This is a genomic window from Sedimentisphaera salicampi (genome assembly GCF_002117005.1).
Lineage (GTDB): Bacteria > Planctomycetota > Phycisphaerae > Sedimentisphaerales > Sedimentisphaeraceae > Sedimentisphaera > Sedimentisphaera salicampi.
The window spans coordinates 3145834-3163399 of sequence record NZ_CP021023.1; the positions used below are offsets into that span (position 1 = coordinate 3145834).

Annotated in this window: 15 protein-coding genes; 10 read left to right on the plus strand and 5 right to left on the minus strand. The window is 43.3% G+C overall.

What is annotated here, in order from left to right:
* Positions 1 to 39: 39 nt before the first annotated feature.
* On the minus strand, positions 40 to 1329 hold the full coding sequence (locus STSP1_RS12130) for a family 10 glycosylhydrolase (protein WP_161491735.1): 1290 nt from the start codon (positions 1327 to 1329) through the stop codon (positions 40 to 42).
* Between the two features lie 211 nt (positions 1330 to 1540).
* On the opposite strand from STSP1_RS12130, the gene STSP1_RS12135 reads away from it, so the two are divergent.
* Complete coding sequence (locus STSP1_RS12135) at positions 1541 to 2206, plus strand: prepilin-type N-terminal cleavage/methylation domain-containing protein (RefSeq protein WP_085756593.1); 666 nt, start codon at positions 1541 to 1543, stop codon at positions 2204 to 2206.
* A 3-nt stretch (positions 2207 to 2209) separates the two neighbouring features.
* On the opposite strand, the gene STSP1_RS12140 is transcribed toward STSP1_RS12135, so the two are convergent.
* On the minus strand, positions 2210 to 3196 hold the full coding sequence (locus STSP1_RS12140) for a CNNM domain-containing protein (protein WP_085756594.1): 987 nt from the start codon (positions 3194 to 3196) through the stop codon (positions 2210 to 2212).
* Complete coding sequence (locus STSP1_RS12145) at positions 3193 to 4425, minus strand: hemolysin family protein (RefSeq protein WP_085756595.1); 1233 nt, start codon at positions 4423 to 4425, stop codon at positions 3193 to 3195. The genes STSP1_RS12140 and STSP1_RS12145 overlap by 4 nt, the downstream gene beginning before the upstream one ends.
* Positions 4426 to 4553: 128 nt before the next feature.
* On the opposite strand from STSP1_RS12145, the gene STSP1_RS12150 reads away from it, so the two are divergent.
* The 7 genes from STSP1_RS12150 to STSP1_RS12180 all read left to right on the plus strand — a co-directional run bounded on the left by STSP1_RS12150 (position 4554) and on the right by STSP1_RS12180 (position 12373).
* Positions 4554 to 5012 carry a response regulator gene (locus STSP1_RS12150; RefSeq protein WP_085756596.1) on the plus strand — a complete coding sequence of 153 codons (459 nt, stop codon included), beginning with the start codon at positions 4554 to 4556 and terminating at the stop codon, positions 5010 to 5012.
* Between the two features lie 19 nt (positions 5013 to 5031).
* A complete protein-coding gene (gene pyrH, locus STSP1_RS12155; RefSeq protein WP_085756720.1) occupies positions 5032 to 5754 on the plus strand; it encodes a UMP kinase in 723 nt (240 codons plus the stop codon).
* A gap of 37 nt (positions 5755 to 5791) precedes the next feature.
* Positions 5792 to 6352: a ribosome recycling factor gene (gene frr, locus STSP1_RS12160; protein WP_085756597.1), complete on the plus strand. Its 561-nt coding sequence runs from the start codon at positions 5792 to 5794 to the stop codon at positions 6350 to 6352.
* A gap of 52 nt (positions 6353 to 6404) precedes the next feature.
* Positions 6405 to 9464, plus strand: a complete 3060-nt coding sequence (locus STSP1_RS12165) for an AsmA family protein (RefSeq protein WP_085756598.1) — start codon at positions 6405 to 6407, stop codon at positions 9462 to 9464.
* Between the two features lies 1 nt (position 9465).
* Positions 9466 to 10785 (plus strand): YhjD/YihY/BrkB family envelope integrity protein, encoded by a 1320-nt coding sequence (locus STSP1_RS12170; protein WP_085756599.1) that lies wholly within the window; start codon positions 9466 to 9468, stop codon positions 10783 to 10785.
* Between the two features lie 2 nt (positions 10786 to 10787).
* Positions 10788 to 12017, plus strand: coding sequence for an FtsW/RodA/SpoVE family cell cycle protein (locus tag STSP1_RS12175; RefSeq protein WP_085756600.1), 1230 nt, complete (start codon positions 10788 to 10790; stop codon positions 12015 to 12017).
* 146 nt (positions 12018 to 12163) lie between these two features.
* The gene (locus STSP1_RS12180) at positions 12164 to 12373 is read left to right on the plus strand and encodes a DUF378 domain-containing protein (RefSeq protein WP_085756601.1); all 210 of its coding nucleotides are present in this window, start codon (positions 12164 to 12166) and stop codon (positions 12371 to 12373) included.
* 107 nt (positions 12374 to 12480) lie between these two features.
* Here the strand turns inward: STSP1_RS12180 and STSP1_RS12185 are convergent, their stop codons facing one another.
* Both STSP1_RS12185 and STSP1_RS12190 read right to left on the minus strand, forming a co-directional pair.
* Positions 12481 to 13755 (minus strand): helix-turn-helix domain-containing protein, encoded by a 1275-nt coding sequence (locus tag STSP1_RS12185; RefSeq protein ID WP_085756602.1) that lies wholly within the window; start codon positions 13753 to 13755, stop codon positions 12481 to 12483.
* A gap of 238 nt (positions 13756 to 13993) precedes the next feature.
* Entirely contained in the window at positions 13994 to 15184 is a 1191-nt protein-coding gene (locus STSP1_RS12190) for a DNA-binding transcriptional regulator (RefSeq protein ID WP_085756603.1), read from the minus strand.
* Positions 15185 to 15440: 256 nt separating this feature from the next.
* Here STSP1_RS12190 and STSP1_RS12195 point away from each other — a divergent pair, with 256 nt between their 5' ends.
* Both STSP1_RS12195 and STSP1_RS12200 read left to right on the plus strand, forming a co-directional pair.
* Positions 15441 to 16265 carry a type II secretion system protein gene (locus STSP1_RS12195; protein ID WP_085756604.1) on the plus strand — a complete coding sequence of 275 codons (825 nt, stop codon included), beginning with the start codon at positions 15441 to 15443 and terminating at the stop codon, positions 16263 to 16265.
* A gap of 39 nt (positions 16266 to 16304) precedes the next feature.
* Positions 16305 to 17483, plus strand: a complete 1179-nt coding sequence (locus STSP1_RS12200) for a uroporphyrinogen decarboxylase family protein (protein WP_085756605.1) — start codon at positions 16305 to 16307, stop codon at positions 17481 to 17483.
* The last annotated feature ends 83 nt before the right edge of the window (positions 17484 to 17566 follow it).

Below are 17566 nucleotides of genomic sequence, written 5' to 3' on the forward strand. Positions count from 1 at the left end.
CAGACGCTTTATGATAGGGAAAAGGCCTTTAGAAAATTATTACCTCTCAGGCTTGTCTTTGCGTTTAGAGAGGTTCTTTTCATCCTCCTTTCCCTTGGCGTTTTCCCATGGCAGAGGCTTTGTTTCGCTGAAAGGGCCTTTTCCAAGTGCCTCGGCCATTTCCTTGTTCAGGGCTTTTCCTGAGAAAAGCTGAACGCCGGCATATTCCACTCCCTTATACCCGTCAAGCTTACGAGCCGCCTTTATCTGCTTTATTACCATCTCGGGGGAGTTTGAATGTGTTTTCCCGCTGCCGTACAGCATCCCTATGATTGGGGCGAATTCGGCACCGCTTCCCTGCATAGCGTCCATTGCACTTTTGCAGTCTGTTACGAATGATTTCACGTTAGGGCGGTAAGCCTGGCATCCAAAATAAGGTATCCAGCCCCATTGAATCCATTCAGGCCAGTTTCTTCCTCGGGCCCGTTCAAGAGCTGGGTAAGGACCTCCGCCTGTCATAAGGATTTTATACGGATGTTTTTCTTCAAGGAAGTCTCTGAATTTGCTTACAAATCTGTTAGTCCCGTACACTTTTACGGCAATTGCCTTGGGATCTTTTCTGTAAGCTTCTCTTGCGTTTTTCCCGCTGTAGATATGGTTGAGCAGATTTTCGCCCGGCTCATCATACAATAATGAATAAACCTTCTGGCATCTTTTGCAAACGCATCTTTGCAGGGACAGATAGCCGGGTTCTTCTAAGTGAATTCCGGCTATCTCCGGATATTTCTGAAGTATGCGGTCTATCACTTCAATAGTCCAGCCTCCAGCCCCTTCGGCATTATTGCAGAGAGCCGTTCCGGAAACATTCTTGCTGGCGGGGTCTGTATAACCTGCCTCATACTCGCTCTTCGTAATTGAAGCCCATGCAGGGCTGCCTTCCGGCATTATTTCAGGATTGCTGTCGTATTCGGGCACATAATTGCGGTTTCTTTTGTATCTCGTGAATGAAAACCACAGGTGCAGCTCGACGTTATGTTTTTTCGCTTCTTTGAGCATTTCACCTATGCAGTCCCATTTTTCTGTGGAATAGAAGTTATAATCCCCGTTTTTAGCATATTTCGGCTCGCCAAGCAGGGCTGCCATATTTGCTGTTTCCATCCAGAAATAAACCATATTTATGTTTGCTTCGTTCAGGAGCTTGAAATAATGCCTCATCTCAGAGCGTTTCTCCTTAACGCTTCCCTTCCAGTACCAGCTTGGATGGGTTGCGATTGCCCTAATCTCAGTTTCTTTTACTGCGCTGAAAGCAAAGCTTGAAATGAAAAAAATAAGCAATAATTTGTGTTTCATATCCTTGCCCATGTCTCATAAATATGACAGTTTCAAATTATATTCACGTTTGTCTGTATTTTTAGAAAAAATTTTAATATCAACAACATTTAATATTGTTTAGCCGCCTGCTAATCACCAAAAGGGTGAGTAAATTTCAATTTTTGTTTTGAACTCTTAAAAGATTTCATATAATCGCTCCCTAAGTGCTTAAAGAGGGATACCAGCTTAAATGCGAAGCATAAATACGTCAAAAGCTTTCACTTTGATTGAAGTAATCGTAGTAATATCGATTATTTCTCTGCTCCTTGTGATAATGCTGCCTGTGTTAGGCAGGGTGCGCAATGAAGCAATGAGGTTTCAATGCTCTTCAAACCTAAAATCAATCGGTGTTGGCTACTATACATACGTTTTTTCAAATGATGACAAATTTCCGGATGCTGATGTTCTGGATGTTTCGAGCTATCGTGTCGGCCCGCAGTACGTTACCGAAGACGGCAGGCGTGAGTGTTTCGGCCTTGCTTGTCTTTTTGATGAAAACCAGATAATCGAAGGAGGCAGTGATGTTTGGATTTGCCCCGACGGCAACAATAAATGGATGCGCGACTACGGGGTAACCTATGCCTTCAGTGTTTCGCAGGTGTTTTATGAAAAGAAGTATCCGGATTTTACTTCAGAGGAAATGCGGGAAATTGCTCTTACTTGGGACAACTGGCAGCTTTTCCCGGGTGAAGTGGGCGTAAGAGGGCAGCCGTATCCGAAGTTTCTGCCTATGAACAGAATAAAATTCCCCCATGCCTATAAAAACAACTCCGCTCAGTCTATGGCTTTTGAGGGTGTTAATATACTCCTGCTTGACGGGAGCACCACAAGGGGAAGCGAGTTTTACTTCAATTAGAGATTAAAATGCCTCAAGTTCGCCTGTGAGCTCTTCGGCGAGGTCTTTCAGCGTTATAAGCCCAACAATCCTTTTCGATTTTGATCCTGCTTTTTCCACAAGGGCTATCTGCCTTCCGTTTTCGTTCATATCCTTCATTACTGATATCACAGCCTCATTGCTTTTATAGGTGTGAATCTTGAGCATACTGCCTGCTATGCTGAAATCCGTTTTCGGCTTGCTGAGAAGCTCATATATGTTCACATATCCCTCCATATCATTGCGGTTTATTCGATACACAGGCAGACGTGTGAAGGGATGTTTTCTCATGATCTCAAGCAGTTCGTCTCTGCCTGCATCTATGCGAACCGAAACAATATCCTCCTTGCGAATCATAACCTGTGATACCTTAAGCCTTGTTATAGCGGAAGTTCGTGCGATTATTGAACGCTGTATGCTGCTTAAATATCCTTCCTCAATTGTTGCGTCGAAAACCTTTGTCATTCTGCTGGTTATTCGATAGTATTCGTTGTCGCTGCTGATATCGAAAAGTTTTTCGAAAAAGCCGGAGATCCTTTTGAAAAAACAGCGCACCCCGATTTTGCCGAATAATCTGTGTATCAGCAAAAGCGGATATGAGCTTCTGAGCATAAGCGGTTCCGGACGTGAGAGAAACAGGGTTTTGGGAACTACCTCGCCGAAAATAAAAAGCAGAGGCGCTGCTGCACATGTATTTATCAGCTCTGCGTTTTCAGGCCAGTATGAGGCGAATATAAAGGTGCCGCACCAAGATACAGCGAGGGTGGCGATGTTATTGCCTGTGAGTATTGTGAAAATCAGCTCTGCGGGTTCATTGATCAGCTCAAGCAAATGCTTGTATTTCTTCTCACCAGACTCTGCCCCCACATTGATGCGCACCTTGCTTGCGCTGTAGAGCCCTGTTTCGCTGCCCGAGAAGAAGGCGCTCATAAAAATAAACAAACAAAATAGGATTAACACTGTGAGTATCATTCCAGCTCCACTAAAACGGTCTTGATTCGGTTGTCTTCTACATCTTCAACAGTAAACTTAAGATTCTGATATCTAACGCTGTCTCCCTTATGAGGGATTTTTCTGGTGTTGGATATGATAAACCCGCTTACTGTGCTGGAGTCCGTATCAATGTTGGGCAGTTCAATAAGTTCAAGCCATTCCAAAAGGCTTGCAGAACCGCTGAGGCGGTATTTGTTCTCGCTTATCTGTTCGATGGAGTTGTTTTTGCCCTTAAAGCCCGATGTTATGCTTCCTACAACATCCTTAATTGTGGCAAGCCCGCTGAGGCCACCGTATTCATCTACAATCATCGCCATCTCGTTTTTTGTTTCGAGAAAAAATTCAAGCAACGACTCAACACTTTTCTGTTCGGGCAGAAATACAGTATTTCTTAGCACTTCAGATACGCATTCGGGATTTTTTGTAAGTATATCACGCTGGTGAACATAGCCGCATATATTGTCAACGCTGTCTTCGTAAACAGGAATCTTCTTAACTCTGCTGCTGCGCATCAATTCAAAGACATCATCTATAGATGAGGCCTTCTCGCACATAACTATATCCACTCTCGGCCGCATTATCTCCTTCACACTCGATTTTCCCAGCTCCATCACTCTGCTGATAAGCTCTGATTCCTCCTGATTGATAAGCCCTTTTTTGCCGCTGTTTTTTACAAGATAACGCAAGTGTTCCAGACCGATTTTTTCGGCTTTTGGGATTGCAGGGGTAATAAGCCTCACTGCCGGCTTGATAAACAGGTTATTTAACACTGCGGCGATTGGAGACAGCAGCTTCTGGCATACATAAACAGGGTAAGCTGTGAGCGTACAAAAATCCTGAGAGTGAGAAAAAGCTATTGATTTAGGCATTATTTCGCCGAAAATTATCAAAAGGAAAAGAGAAACTATCCCGTAAAGCGTAACAAGAATAGTATTTCCCTTACCTGCAAGGGCAACTGCAGTCTGCCCGGCTGCTGAAAAGTAAAGAACGTTTATGATCATATTACCGAATAAAAGCGTGTTTAGAAGGCTCTTAGGCCTTGATATCAAGTGGAGAACGGTTTCCCCAGTCTTGCTTTTCCTAAGTTTTTTCCGGTCAGTGAAGCTCAAGTTGAAAAAAGCCGTTTCACTGCCCGAGAAGAAGCCGGAGATTGCAAGTAAAAGAATCAAAGATATAATTTGAGGAGTCTGTTGTATAATAGTTTCCAATTTTTATGCCTGAAAAGCTTAACTCTTAAAAGTTTCGCCTTAAAATATAAGTAACTTATGGAAGAAAAGTCAAGTTTTTAGTATAATTCTTAATTGTTTTTTTGAATTGAAAAGATGGAGAAAAGAAAATGACGGCAAAAGCCGAAAATAAACCTAAAATATTGATAGTCGATGATAACGTGCCCAATCTCGAGCTTCTTCAGGCTTATCTTGAAGATATAGACTGCCAGACTGAGCTCTCTACAGACGGCTACGATGCGCTTGAAAAAGTAAAGGACGGGTCGGTGGATCTTATAATACTGGATGTTATGATGCCTCGTCTTAGCGGTTTTGAGGTCTGCAGCAGGCTTAAATCCTCGCCTGAGACAAAAAACATCCCGATAATTATGGTTACTGCCCTTACCGAACTGGGCGATATCGAAAGGGCTATCAATTCCGGGACAGATGATTTTCTCAGCAAGCCCGTAAACAAGCTCGAGCTTATTACAAGAGTGCGAACTATGCTCAGGATAAGAGATCTCACAGATAAACTCGAGAGAACTCTGGAATATATCTCGGAGATAGAATCAAAACTGGAAAATAATTAATTTGGAAATTTTGCGTATTATGAGCGTATTGAAATATAAAAGGGTTCTGATAAAACTTTCCGGCGAGAGTCTCTGCGAGAAGGGCGGTTCTGGTATAGATCCTGCAGCGGCAAAGCTCACAGCGGAAAAAATTAAAGAAGCGATGCAGGCAGGCAGTGATATTGCAGTAGTAATTGGAGGGGGTAATCTTTTGCGAGGTGCCGCTCTTTCCTCAAGCTCCGATATGATACCCAGAAATGTTGCCGATTATATGGGTATGCTTGCCACAGTAATCAACGCATCAGCCCTGTGCGAGGCGTTGAAATCTGTGAATGCTCCTTCTGCGGTTTTGAGCGCTCTTCCTGTGAAGGCATTGAACGAAGAGTTTACCGCGGCAGCAGCAGAGAAGCATTTTGAGGCAGGCGAGGCTGTGATCCTTGCAGGCGGAACGGGCAACCCCTTCTTCTCCACAGACACCTGTGCAGCTCTTCGTGCCTGCCAGATTAGAGCAGGTCTTATTGTTAAGGCGACTAAGGTGGACGGGGTTTACACTGAAGACCCGATTAAAAATTCAGAAGCAAAGCTGATTGAAAAAATATCTTTCTCAGAAATAATAGCCAATGACCTGAAGGTTATAGATCATACAGCCATGACACTCTGCAGGGAAAACAACATCCCTCTTAGGGTTCTGAATATGTTTAAAGACGGCAATATAACAAAGGCTGTTCAGGGTGAGAGTGTAGGAACGGAAATCTCTGCCTGAGAATGCATTTTAATTTGAATTAACTAAGGAGCTTAGTATGCCAGTTAAAAAGATTCTGAAAGAACATGAAACAAGTATGAAAAAGTGCGTTGAGTACCTTCATAATGAATTCAAAGGTGTAAGAACCGGAAGGGCTTCTACCGGTCTGGTTGATAATATAAAGGTGGAATACTACGGCAGTATGACGCCGATAAACCAGATGGCCAACGTTAATGCCCCTGATGCAACCAACATCATGATTAAACCCTTTGACCCGTCTTCACTGAAAAATATCGAAAAGGCCATAAAGGCCAGTGATGTCGGGCTTAATCCGATGGCTGAAAACGGGGCCATAAGAATTTCTGTGCCTCCGCTTTCTCAGGAGAGAAGGGAAAAGATTGCCGAGCAGGTTAAGCAGATGGGAGAAGCCCAGAAGATTGCTGTAAGAAATGTTAGAAGGGATGCCAACAAAAAACTTGATGATGATGAGAAAAACAAAGTTATCAGTGAAGATGACAGAGACCACGCAAAGAAAGAAGTGGATCAGATGACCAAGAAATATACCGAAGAGATTGAAGAGCATACAAAGGCTAAGATTGAAGAAGTGATGACTGTATAACCGCAGGCTCGATTTTTCTGCATTAAATTTTTATAAAGGGCTTTTAATTTAGATGGCGAAAACTCATAAAAAAAACAAGGGCAATAAGAAAAAAGGCGCATTCTTCAAGATTGCGGGCATAGCAGCAGGCGTTGTTTTGCTTTTGATCGTTCTTTCGCCTCTGATTATTTCGTTCGGACCTGTAAGCAGTTTGGCAGTTGGTTTTGCCGAGAGCAAAACCGGCTTTGAGATTGAACTCTCTCAGCTCAGGGTTAGCTGGACAAAAGGCATTATGATGTACGATGTGCATCTCAAGGATCCTGAAGGGAAAATCGACTTCAAGGCGGATAAATTTTTCATACACCCCTCTCTAACGGCTCTTGTTCGAAAAGAGCTTGATGTTAAAAAATGCCTTCTTGAAGGCAGCGAGACAACCTTGAAAATTGACAAGGCCGAGCTCAAGAAAGCCGGCGAAACAGCGAGAGCTGGCTCTTCTGATATTTCTTATGCTCGTGATTATGCCTCGGCTTCGTTGGGGACTGATTTCTTCACGGCTTTAAATTCAGTTAAGAGGTTCAGGATTAACTTAAATGATTGCGCCGTTAGTTTGATTGATGCTGAGGAGTCTGAATTGCTTCAGCTCAGCAGCCTTCAGGGCAGAATCAAGCTCAATCCCCCCGGACAAACTTCCGGAGCTGATTTGGTGGGCAGGCTGGAGCAGGGTGAATCATATGCCCCGCTCAAATTCTTCGCCTTGGTTAAAAGAAAGCCTTCCCTGCTCTCGCTTAAGGGCATCTCTGCAAAAATTGATGCTGCAGTTCAAAGGCTTCAGCTTGAAGGCCTCAAGCCGTTGATGGAGCTTGGGGGGCAGGATTTCAATCTTCAAGGTGTTACTGATGCCGAGATTGCCTTATCCGCTGAAGAGGGGATGTTTAAGGAGTCTCAGGTTAAACTTAAATCTGAAGGGCTTACTGCTGCTTTTCCGAGAAGGTCGTTTGAAGAGGTGAGATTCGGCGATACTTCCCTGAAGCTTGTTTTCAAAACGGACGAGAGCTTTGTTGACATTATGGATTTGAGCTGCCAGTCCGGCTTTTTCGATTTCAATCTTACAGGTCAGATTCCAAAAACATTCACCAGCCTTGTCGAGATGATGAACGGCAAGTCTGAGGCCGATCTTGAGGGCTTTTTCAATCTTGATATGCCGAAGGCCTTTGGCAGGCTGCCTGAAGAGAGCAAAAATCAAAACTTCGATTTGGAAAGCGGCAAGATAGCAGGGCGGATTTCAACGGAATCCTTAGGCGAGGGAAAGATTCTCCTTGCGAATCTGAATATGGTCGATTTTGAAGGGATCGCAGGCGGAAAAAACCTAACGCTGAGCCCTGTTAAGCTCAATTGCGAAATCATCTCCAGAAACCAGCGGCTTTGGATAGACCCCATAGAGATCGTTTCCGGCTTTGGGAAGATAAGGTGCTCCGGTCCTTATAATGATATGACCTTCAACGGTACAATAAATCTGAAGGATCTGCAGAATGAGCTCTCAGGGTTTGTAGAGTTTGGGGAGTATGACTTATCCGGCGAGGCCAATATCATTGGCGATGTGCTCCCGGAAAACAAAATCCTGAACGGAGCTGTTCAGGTAAAAGATTTCGTCTTAGACAACAGCTACGGTATGAAATGGATAGACCCTTTCATCGATCTAACGTTTGGATTTAAAAATGAGCCGATCGAGAAGAAACTCTGGCTAACAAGTCTTTACCTGAAATCTGATTACCTTGGTGAATATGAACTTCTGCAGGGCTATTTTGATTACGATCCCAAGTCCAGTGAACAGTTTGTGATGCTTTTCAATTATAAAAATCTTTTTGAGAGGGCTGAATACCTCCTCACGCTTTTTGAAGCTCTGGACAAGCCTGCCAATCTTTCAGGACGATACTCTACCACCACCAAGATAATAAAATATGAAGACGAGATTCGTATTATCACAGACGATATGTCTTTTCAAGAAGTTGCTTTTGGCGGTGAAGACAATAAAAATGAAATCACAGATTTCAGTATTTCCTCGAATATGCTATGGCAGCCGGAAAGCAGAAAATTGGCTTCAGAGGATTTCGAAGTTAAGAATGAATGGCTCACATTAGATTTTAGCGACCTTCTCCTTGATTATTCTGATGAATCGAACATTGTTTTTGATTCAGTGCTTCAGACCGTTTATGACCTTGATTTTATGGAGCTCTACCTTACTGAAAAAACAGGGCAGGATTTTAAGGCTTCGGGCAAGAGGTCTCTTCCTGCCTCTTTGAGCACGAGTTTCTCTTTAGAAAACCCTCAAGAAGCAGTGGATAATCTGAACTCTCAATTCCAGCTTGGCTTCGACAGTTTATACTATAAAGGCTTGAGCTTTGAAGAATCAAATGTGAAGTTCCAAGTTGAAGACGGTTTTTTAACTGTCCCAAAAACCTCAATCGGAGTTAATAAAGGCAGCCTTAATATTGCGTTTGAGGCAGATCTCACTGAAAGCCCTGTCGTGCTAAAGCTTTCCGAAGGGATGAAAGTGCTGGATAAAGTTGAAATAAATGAGGTGCTCGCCGGGCAGCTCGCTGCTTACGGGAATCCAGTCTTCTCCGATTCCATGGATTGCAGCGGGAGCGTGGATTTATACTGCGATAAGCTCGAAGTTCCGCTAAGCAAGAATGCAGCAGAAACCGCAGAGCTCAAGGCAGCTGCCGAATCTTCACAAATCAGAGCCCAGCCTGCCGGCATCCTCAGGCAGCTTATGCAGATTATGGGCGAATCTTCCAATTCCTTGGTTGACTACCGCCTTCATCCGGTGGATTTGCAGCTCAAAGACGGTATATTTACCTACGACAATATGATTCTTGAAGTTGACGGCAAGGAATTCAAGTTCAACGGAAACATCAAAACAGACGGCACAATGAATATGGAAATTGCTATCCCTTATCGTTTCGAGGGGCTTGATCTTGTAGAAACTCAGAGCGGGGAATTTGGAATTACGCTGCCCTTAACTGGAAACGCAAAAAATCCCGAGATTGATACTAAAAACCTGCTCCAGAAGAACACCGAGTCTATAATCAAGAGTGGCCTTCAGGAAGGGCTCAAGAGACTGCTGGATTAGAATGAATAAAATTACAGAAACAATTTCAAAGAATATTAAAAACCCTGCCAAAGGGATCGGAGCTTTCAGCAGTTTTCTGATGTTTCAGTTCCGAATTTGGCCTCTGTGCTTCAAACAGCTGAAAACAAACCGTTCAGACCTTCAGGCTGCCGCTCTGGCCTACAACACGATCTTCGGCTTTATCCCGCTTCTGATTGTTGTTCTTGTATTGTTTCAAAGCCTCCCTGGATACGAAGATATAGGCAATACTATAAGAGATTCGATCTTCGAGGCTGTACAGATAGATGAATTCTCCTACTCAGACCCCGATCAGCCCGGCGAAAAAGTGAAGCTTGGAGAACGCTTTTCGGAAATTGTTTCCGGCTTTTTCAAAAAATCCCACAGAGGCGCAGCTACAATCTTCAGCCTGCTAATTGTTTTCTGGGCAGCGATAAAGCTGCTAAGCACTGTGGAAGGTGCATTCAATTATATATGGGGCGTAAACCGAAACAGGCCTTTTATTTACAGGGTATTCTACTACTGGACAATCCTAACTCTTGGGCCGCTGCTTATAGGCGCAGGAATATATTTCAAAACTATGGGTTTGATTACTGAACATCTCGACGGAATAGTAAGCCTTGTAACTGTCTTGGGAGGCTGGAATTGGCTTCTTACTATTCTGTCTTTCTATCTGCTTTTCTGGTCTATGCCCAACACGAAGGTAAAGCCGCACGCAGCATTTTGGGGTGCACTTGTAACAACGCTTATCTGGACTTTTGTAAAAAAAATCTACGGCTATTACGTCTTCGAATTTGAGCCCTTCAAACAGATCTACGGCGTGCTTGCCCTTATCCCCATTACAATCCTCTGGATCAATATTTCTTGGCTCGTAGTTCTCTTCGGGGTGCATCTTACTTTCATCGTGCAGAATTTCAGGGAGCTTGATGCTGCTGAGAAGATTTCAGAAGAAGCAGGAAAATTCTATTACCCATCTGAAGACTGTGCTGTACAGATTGCTTCGTTTGTAGGCGAAAAGTTTGACCAAGGCGGAGGCCCTGTTACCGAAGATCAAATCTACAAAGAATTTGGAGTGCCCTATCATTTCATAACAGACCTCCTAAGCGAATTTGTGAAGAAGGGAATTCTGTATGAAGTGGGAGAGCAGGCGGTGGGGTATATACCGTCAAAATCAACAGACAAGATGAGTTTAAGCGAAACTGCATCTGTTGTTAATGATATGCCCCGGCAATACTCAAGCAGTGAATATGATTCTGCAAAAAATCAGCTAAACAATGCCCGCGAAAACCTTACTCTTGCTGATATGATTAAGGGTAAAAAGTAACCTTGCTTGAATACATAATAAAAGGAAGACTGCTCGGCGTGAGGCTTACGATGTTCGCTGCAGTCCTTATTTTATTCTTAACAGGCGTTTCAACCATATATGCCGCTGAACCAGATTCAATAGGCTGGCTGAAGCAGTTGGTATATTTTGCAATAGGGCTTGCTGCCTTCGCAGCGGTAAACAGGGTTCATTATAAAGACCTCGGTGTATTCAGCTTCTGGCTGTACGGCGGCGTGCTATTTCTTCTTGCTGTTCTGCTTGTTGAGAGATTTATCCCGATGCCCGGCTTCTGGCGCAGCATTGTGCCTGTGGTTAACGGGGCTAGAAGATGGATTCGTATCGGCCCTGTACAGGTGCAGCCGTCGGAGTTTTGCAAAATCGCTTTCATCCTCTCGCTCGCTTGGTATCTTCGATTTCGGGAAAACTACAGGACCATCAAAGGGCTTTTTCCGCCATTTGCAATAACATTTCTTGCGATGGGGCTCATTATTCTTGAGCCGGACCTTGGAACAGTGATTCTCCTTCTGCCCGTTTTATTTGGGATGCTTTTTGCGGCAGGTGCTAAAAAGAGGCATCTGATTTCTGTAATACTTATAGGACTTTTCCTCAGCCCTGTGCTCTGGATGAATATGCATTCATATCAGAGAATCCGAGTGGCGAGCGTGATATTGCAGAACGATTTAGTTTACAACTACGCATCAAGGCACGAGAAAGCAGCTGAGATTCTCGTTGGAGGGCCTGCGGAGCTAATCCGCTGGAAGAAAGATAAAGGCTACCACCTTATGCACTCAAAAAATGCAATTGCCAGCGGCGGGATAACCGGCTACGGCTACGGCGAAGGCCCGTATATGGACGGAACACTGAAACTTCCCGAGGCTCACAACGACTTCGTATTCTCTCTCATTGCCCATCAATGGGGGCTTTTAGGGTGCATTTTCGTGTTCGTACTTTATATAACCGTTGCAGCCTGCGGGCTTGAGATATCACGTTTCAATCCAGACCCCTTCGGCAAGCTTATCTCAGTTGGGATTGTGGTGATGCTGATGATGCAGGTTATAGTTAACGTTTCTATGACAGTTGGGCTTATGCCGATTACCGGGCTTACTCTGCCCTTTGTTAGCTATGGGGGGTCAAGCTTGGTTGTTAATATGATAGCCCTCGGCCTCCTGAACAATGTAGGCAGGCACCGCTCCTTCACTGTTGCTGCGAAGGCCTTCGAATACCCCCGCTGAACAAATAAAAAACGTTCAAAAAGGACAAAAAGCCCGCTGACTGCCGTTTTTTTTCTGAAATTTCTTGAATCAGTGAATAAATTATGGTATCTTGCAAAGTGATATATCAATGATTCGGAAATTAAATCTTTATAAGGAGTAATATTATGAAGTTGGATCCATTAAACTGGGCAGCCCTTATTCTTACAGTTATCGGTGGACTGAACTGGGGACTTGTAGGTCTGTTCAAATTCGATCTTGTAGCCACACTTTTCGGAGATATGTCGCCAATTTCCAGAGCGGTTTATGTCGTAGTGGCTCTGGCCGCATTGTTCCTGATTTTTGCTGCGATGTCCGGTTCGAAAAAATCAGAATAACCCTGACAGCTCTAAGGCTGCTCAGGAATTTCACTGCAGACTCACTGTTTTTCATAAGCGGTGGCTCTTTGCTCAGAGTTAACCTTTCATAGGTCAGATTGGTTTTTTTAACTGTTCGATCTGTTCACAGAGCGGAACTGTCTTGGGGTAAGCCCTACCAGCTCTTTGAATGTTCTGGTGAAGTAGCTCTGGTTGTTGTAGCCAACATCAAAGCATATTTCTGTGCAGTTCATATTTGTTGAAAGCAGCAGATTTTTCGCCTGTTCGATTCTCGCTTGCGTTATATAGTCAACGATTGTCATCCCTGTTTCCTCCTTGAAGATGTGAGCGAGCCTTGATGGGCTCAAATGCGAAGCCTTTGCAACGTCTGATAGCGTTATTTGCTGTTTGTAGTGCTGGTCTATGTATTCAGTGGCAGGGCGGATCTGCGAGATTTTTCTTGAATTAGCGGTATCGTGAACGAGTTCGATGAAGTCGTCTGTTGCACGGCCAACCCAAGCGCACAGTTCCTTCTGGTCTGAAACATCTATAAGCTGGGTGATATTTTTAAGGTTTCTCTCAAGCATTATATCTATATCCACTCCGCCTTCAGCAGCGGCTCTGCTCAAAACGCTTATCAGCTCAAGCAGGCGTGCCTTCAGGACGTTCAGCTCCCCAGGCGATTTGAGCATAATGGAGGCAAGCATACAGTTCAGGATTTCGCGGGTTTGGGTTTTATCACCTATCCGAACCTTGTTCATTAGCTTCTTTTCGTATTCGTATGGAGTGCTTGAAACGTTTTTCAGGCGTTTCTGCTCTGCTATATATTCACCTATCTCTGCCTGCTGACGCGAAAGTTCTCTCTGCCAGTGAAGCATTTTGGGGTTCAGTCTGGTTTCGCCGTAAAGGATATCGTAGAGCTTTTCGCTGGCTGAATGTATCTTGCGAGGCGGGGTGTTGGGAAGCTCCAGCAGGGCGTGCAAAATCTCTCCCTGATCATCACTGATTCCCTTGAGCCGTTTTGTTATGTCTTTCAAAAGGCTCTGGCATACGTTCTCGCAGAGGCACTTACCGAAGAAAAGCCCTCCAAGCTGGGTGTCTTCATCTACCACCGGAACGCATCCCAGAAGGATGCCCGAATGGCATATTGTTATATAAGGCTGCCCTATCTCCATAGACATCCTTATGCTGTCTGCCCTCTGCTTCCGGCATCTCTCCCTGCCTTGCTCCGAACAGTTGACAATCTCGCAGAATTCTACCGCTGAAGCCTTTTCAGGGGTGAAAACCGTGTCCCCAAATGTATTTGAAGCCCAAATATCTTCGCCGAAATGTTTAGAGAATATTTTGCTAACCTTCTCAAGCTCTTCTCTGGATATATGTTCAAACATCTTCTCAGAATTCATTATTTTCTCTCCCAAGGCTTCAAAATCGAAACGAATAGTTGGTAGATTTTAGATATTCAGCAAGATAATGTCAATCTAACAGCCAGATATTTTCAGTAAAACCAGCCCTTGCAGCAATTCAATCTGTATTATTACTCCGCAAATACTGATGCACTTATTGCGAAGATATATAAATGATCTATCGGAAAGGTGATAATATGGCAAAAAAGAATAGCTAAGATCGAGTATGGTTTGGGGATTAGAATTTGTTTGAATTGATAAGTTTGCGGAATTTCCTCAAAGATATTCCTTTTTCTTTTCGGAAAAATTTTGAAAGAGATGCCTCTTCGGAAAAACCTATAATTCTGCTGATTTCACCTGCGCTCAATTCTGTATTGGATAAATACTTAATAATTCGTGCAAGCCTCATTTCTTTTATCATTTCAAAAACAGACCTCTGAAGCTGATTGGCAAATAATCTTTCTAAAGACCTTCTCGAAATGCACACATAATCGGCAACATCCTGAACAGAAATCCTTTCCTCAATATTATTTTCAATAAATTTCAGGGAAGCAACTATTTCCGGGATATTGGCCGCTAAGATGTTTGTTGAGTGGCGTTCTTTTATGTAAAGAGGATTTACAATTATCTCGCCTTTGCTGTATTCAGGATTTTTCATTAAAATATCCAGATTTGCAGCACATTCAAAGCCGGCCTGTTCGGCGCTTAGTTCAATGCTGGATAATGTTGGATAGGTAAGATCGCAGATAAAATCATCATTATCAACTCCCAAAACAGCAACATCTTCAGGAATTCGAAGCTCAGAGATCTTTGCTGCCTCAGCGATATATTGAGCATACTCATCTGTGCAAGTCATAATCCCTATTGGAAGCGGTAAGGTTGTTATCCATTCATTGAGCTCTCTTATAATCTCGTGCTGATTGCTGCGTTTTGTGTTTTTATATTTTTCTTTTACGAATACACTTTGAAGTTTTGCTTTTTCTGCCCTATTTATAAATCCTTCTCGCCTTTCGTTAGACCAGAAAAATTTTCTGTTTCCGCAAAATGCAAAATTTTTGAAACCTTTGTTTATTAAATGCTCAGCTCCCATTGACCCGATTTTTTCGTTATCGTTCAACACCTGAACAGCTCCGGTGTATTCCTTTTGCAGGTAGGATGAAAGTATTGTAGGGATTCCAAGCGATAATATTTTTTCAGTGTTTGGGGTTTCTCTCATTATTATCCCGTCCGCACCGACTTTCTTGATAAACTCTAATTCAGGGATTGCTGCCTTACCGGGATGCAGATAAAACGCTTCGGGGCGAAAGAATGACCACGGGCCGTTTGTGGCCGAGTATCTCGCTATCCCTCTCAGAATATTTCTTCCAAAAGCTCGCGAATTTTCTACTAATAATATTACCTTGGGAATTTCCATAGAACTAATTTCCATCAACAGATAAGCCTTAAAAACTTTATTATAGTACCTCTAAAAGCATATAGCAAGCCCCTTTATGTTTTAGAATCTCCGTATCCTCAGCTAATGATTCAGATATAACAGCAAAGCAAAGTGTGTCGTATATAGGCAACTAATTTACGCAATTTGTCATTTTTTTTAAGCTCTCTGGTTATAGAATAATTATCGTGGTAAAAAATTAGATTTTTTGGGTTAGATGCGAAATAAGCTTTTTAGGAAAGGTTTTTATATAATGAGAAGAGGCTTAATAACAAAAGCAGGCCATAAATCAGGTTTTACGCTAATAGAACTTTTGGTTGTGATATCAATTATAGCTCTGCTGATGGCAATCTTGATGCCCGCTTTGGGTAAGGCAAGAGAACAGGCGCAGAGAGTTGTATGCAAATCAAACATAAAGCAGGTTGGTACAGCAATGAACCTGTATTCAATGGACAATGAGGATAAATTTGCTTCTATGTCTTGGCAGTCAGGCGATTACTGGTTCCAGAAGATTTCCTCATATATAGGCGACGATGATGACAGCGAATTCAAAGGGGACAGAGTTAAAGTTATGCTTTGTCCGAGCGCTGAAGAACATTATGCACCTACAGATGTTCCACCCAGCAAGCTGAGGAATTACTTTTATCCTGAGATGCCGGGAGGTACAATAAAAGCCGATGAAAACTGGAACTGGAGAGGCAATCAAGGCTCTTACGGTTTGAATAACTGGCTCACCTCTGATTATCAGGAGTGGGAGAAGCAGTTCGGGAAGGAACGCTTCTATCGAAAATGGAGTGAGCTTGAGGGAAGAGTGCCGTTAGTAGGAGACAGTATCTGGGTAGGTGCTTTCCCGGACGGTGAGAATTATGTCCCTACAGAACCCGAAACCAGAAGGATACAGATTTCCGGCGATTTTGATCAGCAGATGAGGCGGTTCAGCATTGACAGGCATAATATGAATATTAACCTTGCTTTTTCTGATTTGTCTGTTGAAAGCGTAGAGCTTGAAGATTTATGGTCTTTGCAATGGAATAAGCTCACAAAAATTCGCAGAGATGTTGAAATAGAAAAACGCTGAAGCTGTGTTGAAATAACAATAATAAATGGAGTATAATTGATGATGACCTCACGGGAAAGATTGCTGAAAGCCCTTAAAGGGGAGCAGACAGACAGAGTTCCGGTTACTTTATTTATGTTAGACCAAGGGCACTTCCTCGAGCAGGTTTATCCCGAGGTTGACCCTTTTGATTATGAGCAGCTGCAGCTGAAAGTGATTGAAATACAAAAACAGCTTGGGGTAGATGTTTTTGTAAGAATGCTGTTCGGGATTAACGATCCAATAGGTGTTCACTGCGGAGGGCTGAATGTATCCGAGCAGACGGAGAACTGGAAGGTTACAAAGGAAAAGATTCAGCAGGGCGATACAACTGTAATACGCTCTAAAATTGAAACTCCGGAAGGCGATCTTACTCAGGACTTTTCTATAAACAGGCTTCGCGCGTCGACCTATATGTACGGCTGCACCAAATTCCCTATTCAGAATAAGCTGGATTTAGAGATTGCCTCTAAATATGAGCCGCCGCTTATGAATGAGCAAAAGGCTCGGATGATTAAGAAAAGGGTGAGCAGAATAAAGCAGGCTTTGGGCGAAGATGGCATTTTAGGAAGCTGGACTCCTCACGGGCCGTTTAACAATTCTTCCCTTCTTACAAACCATGAGCAGCTCTACAGCTTGTTTATTGTTGATTACGAATTTTATGAGAAGCTGATGAATTTCGCTATGAACAGAATTGTCGATTACACGCGTGCTATCGACAATGCAGGGGTTGATGTTCACTGCGTGGGCGGGAATGTACCAGGCGGCTTCCTTGGCAAGAAATGTTATGATGAGTATGTCCTGCCTTTCGAGAAAAAATATATAGACTTCGTTCAGGCAAACGGCACCCCCGCAATGTATCACAACTGCGGTGAGATTATGAATCTGGTCGAGTCTTACAAGCACCTCGGAGCAAAAATAATTGAACCGTTCTCCCCGCCTCCTTTAGGTGATGCTGATTTGAAGAAAGCAAAAGAAATCGTTAACGGGGATTATGTAATGCTGGCAGGAGTTGATCAGGTAAATGTCCTGCAGAAAGGCAGCGTTGAGGATGTTAAAAGAATAACTGAAGAAACAATAAGGATAGGAAAACCAGGCGGTAAATTTATCCTTCAGTCAGCTGATTTTCTCGAATACGGTACACCAATGGAGAACCTTGAGGCTTATGTACAAACTGCATTGCAGTTTGCTGATTATTGAATTTGGTTGAATTCCAGCAGTCTTAAGGTAGGCTGACAGCCGGCTCTAAAGATTTTATGCAAGGCACGAGATGCAGTTTATGT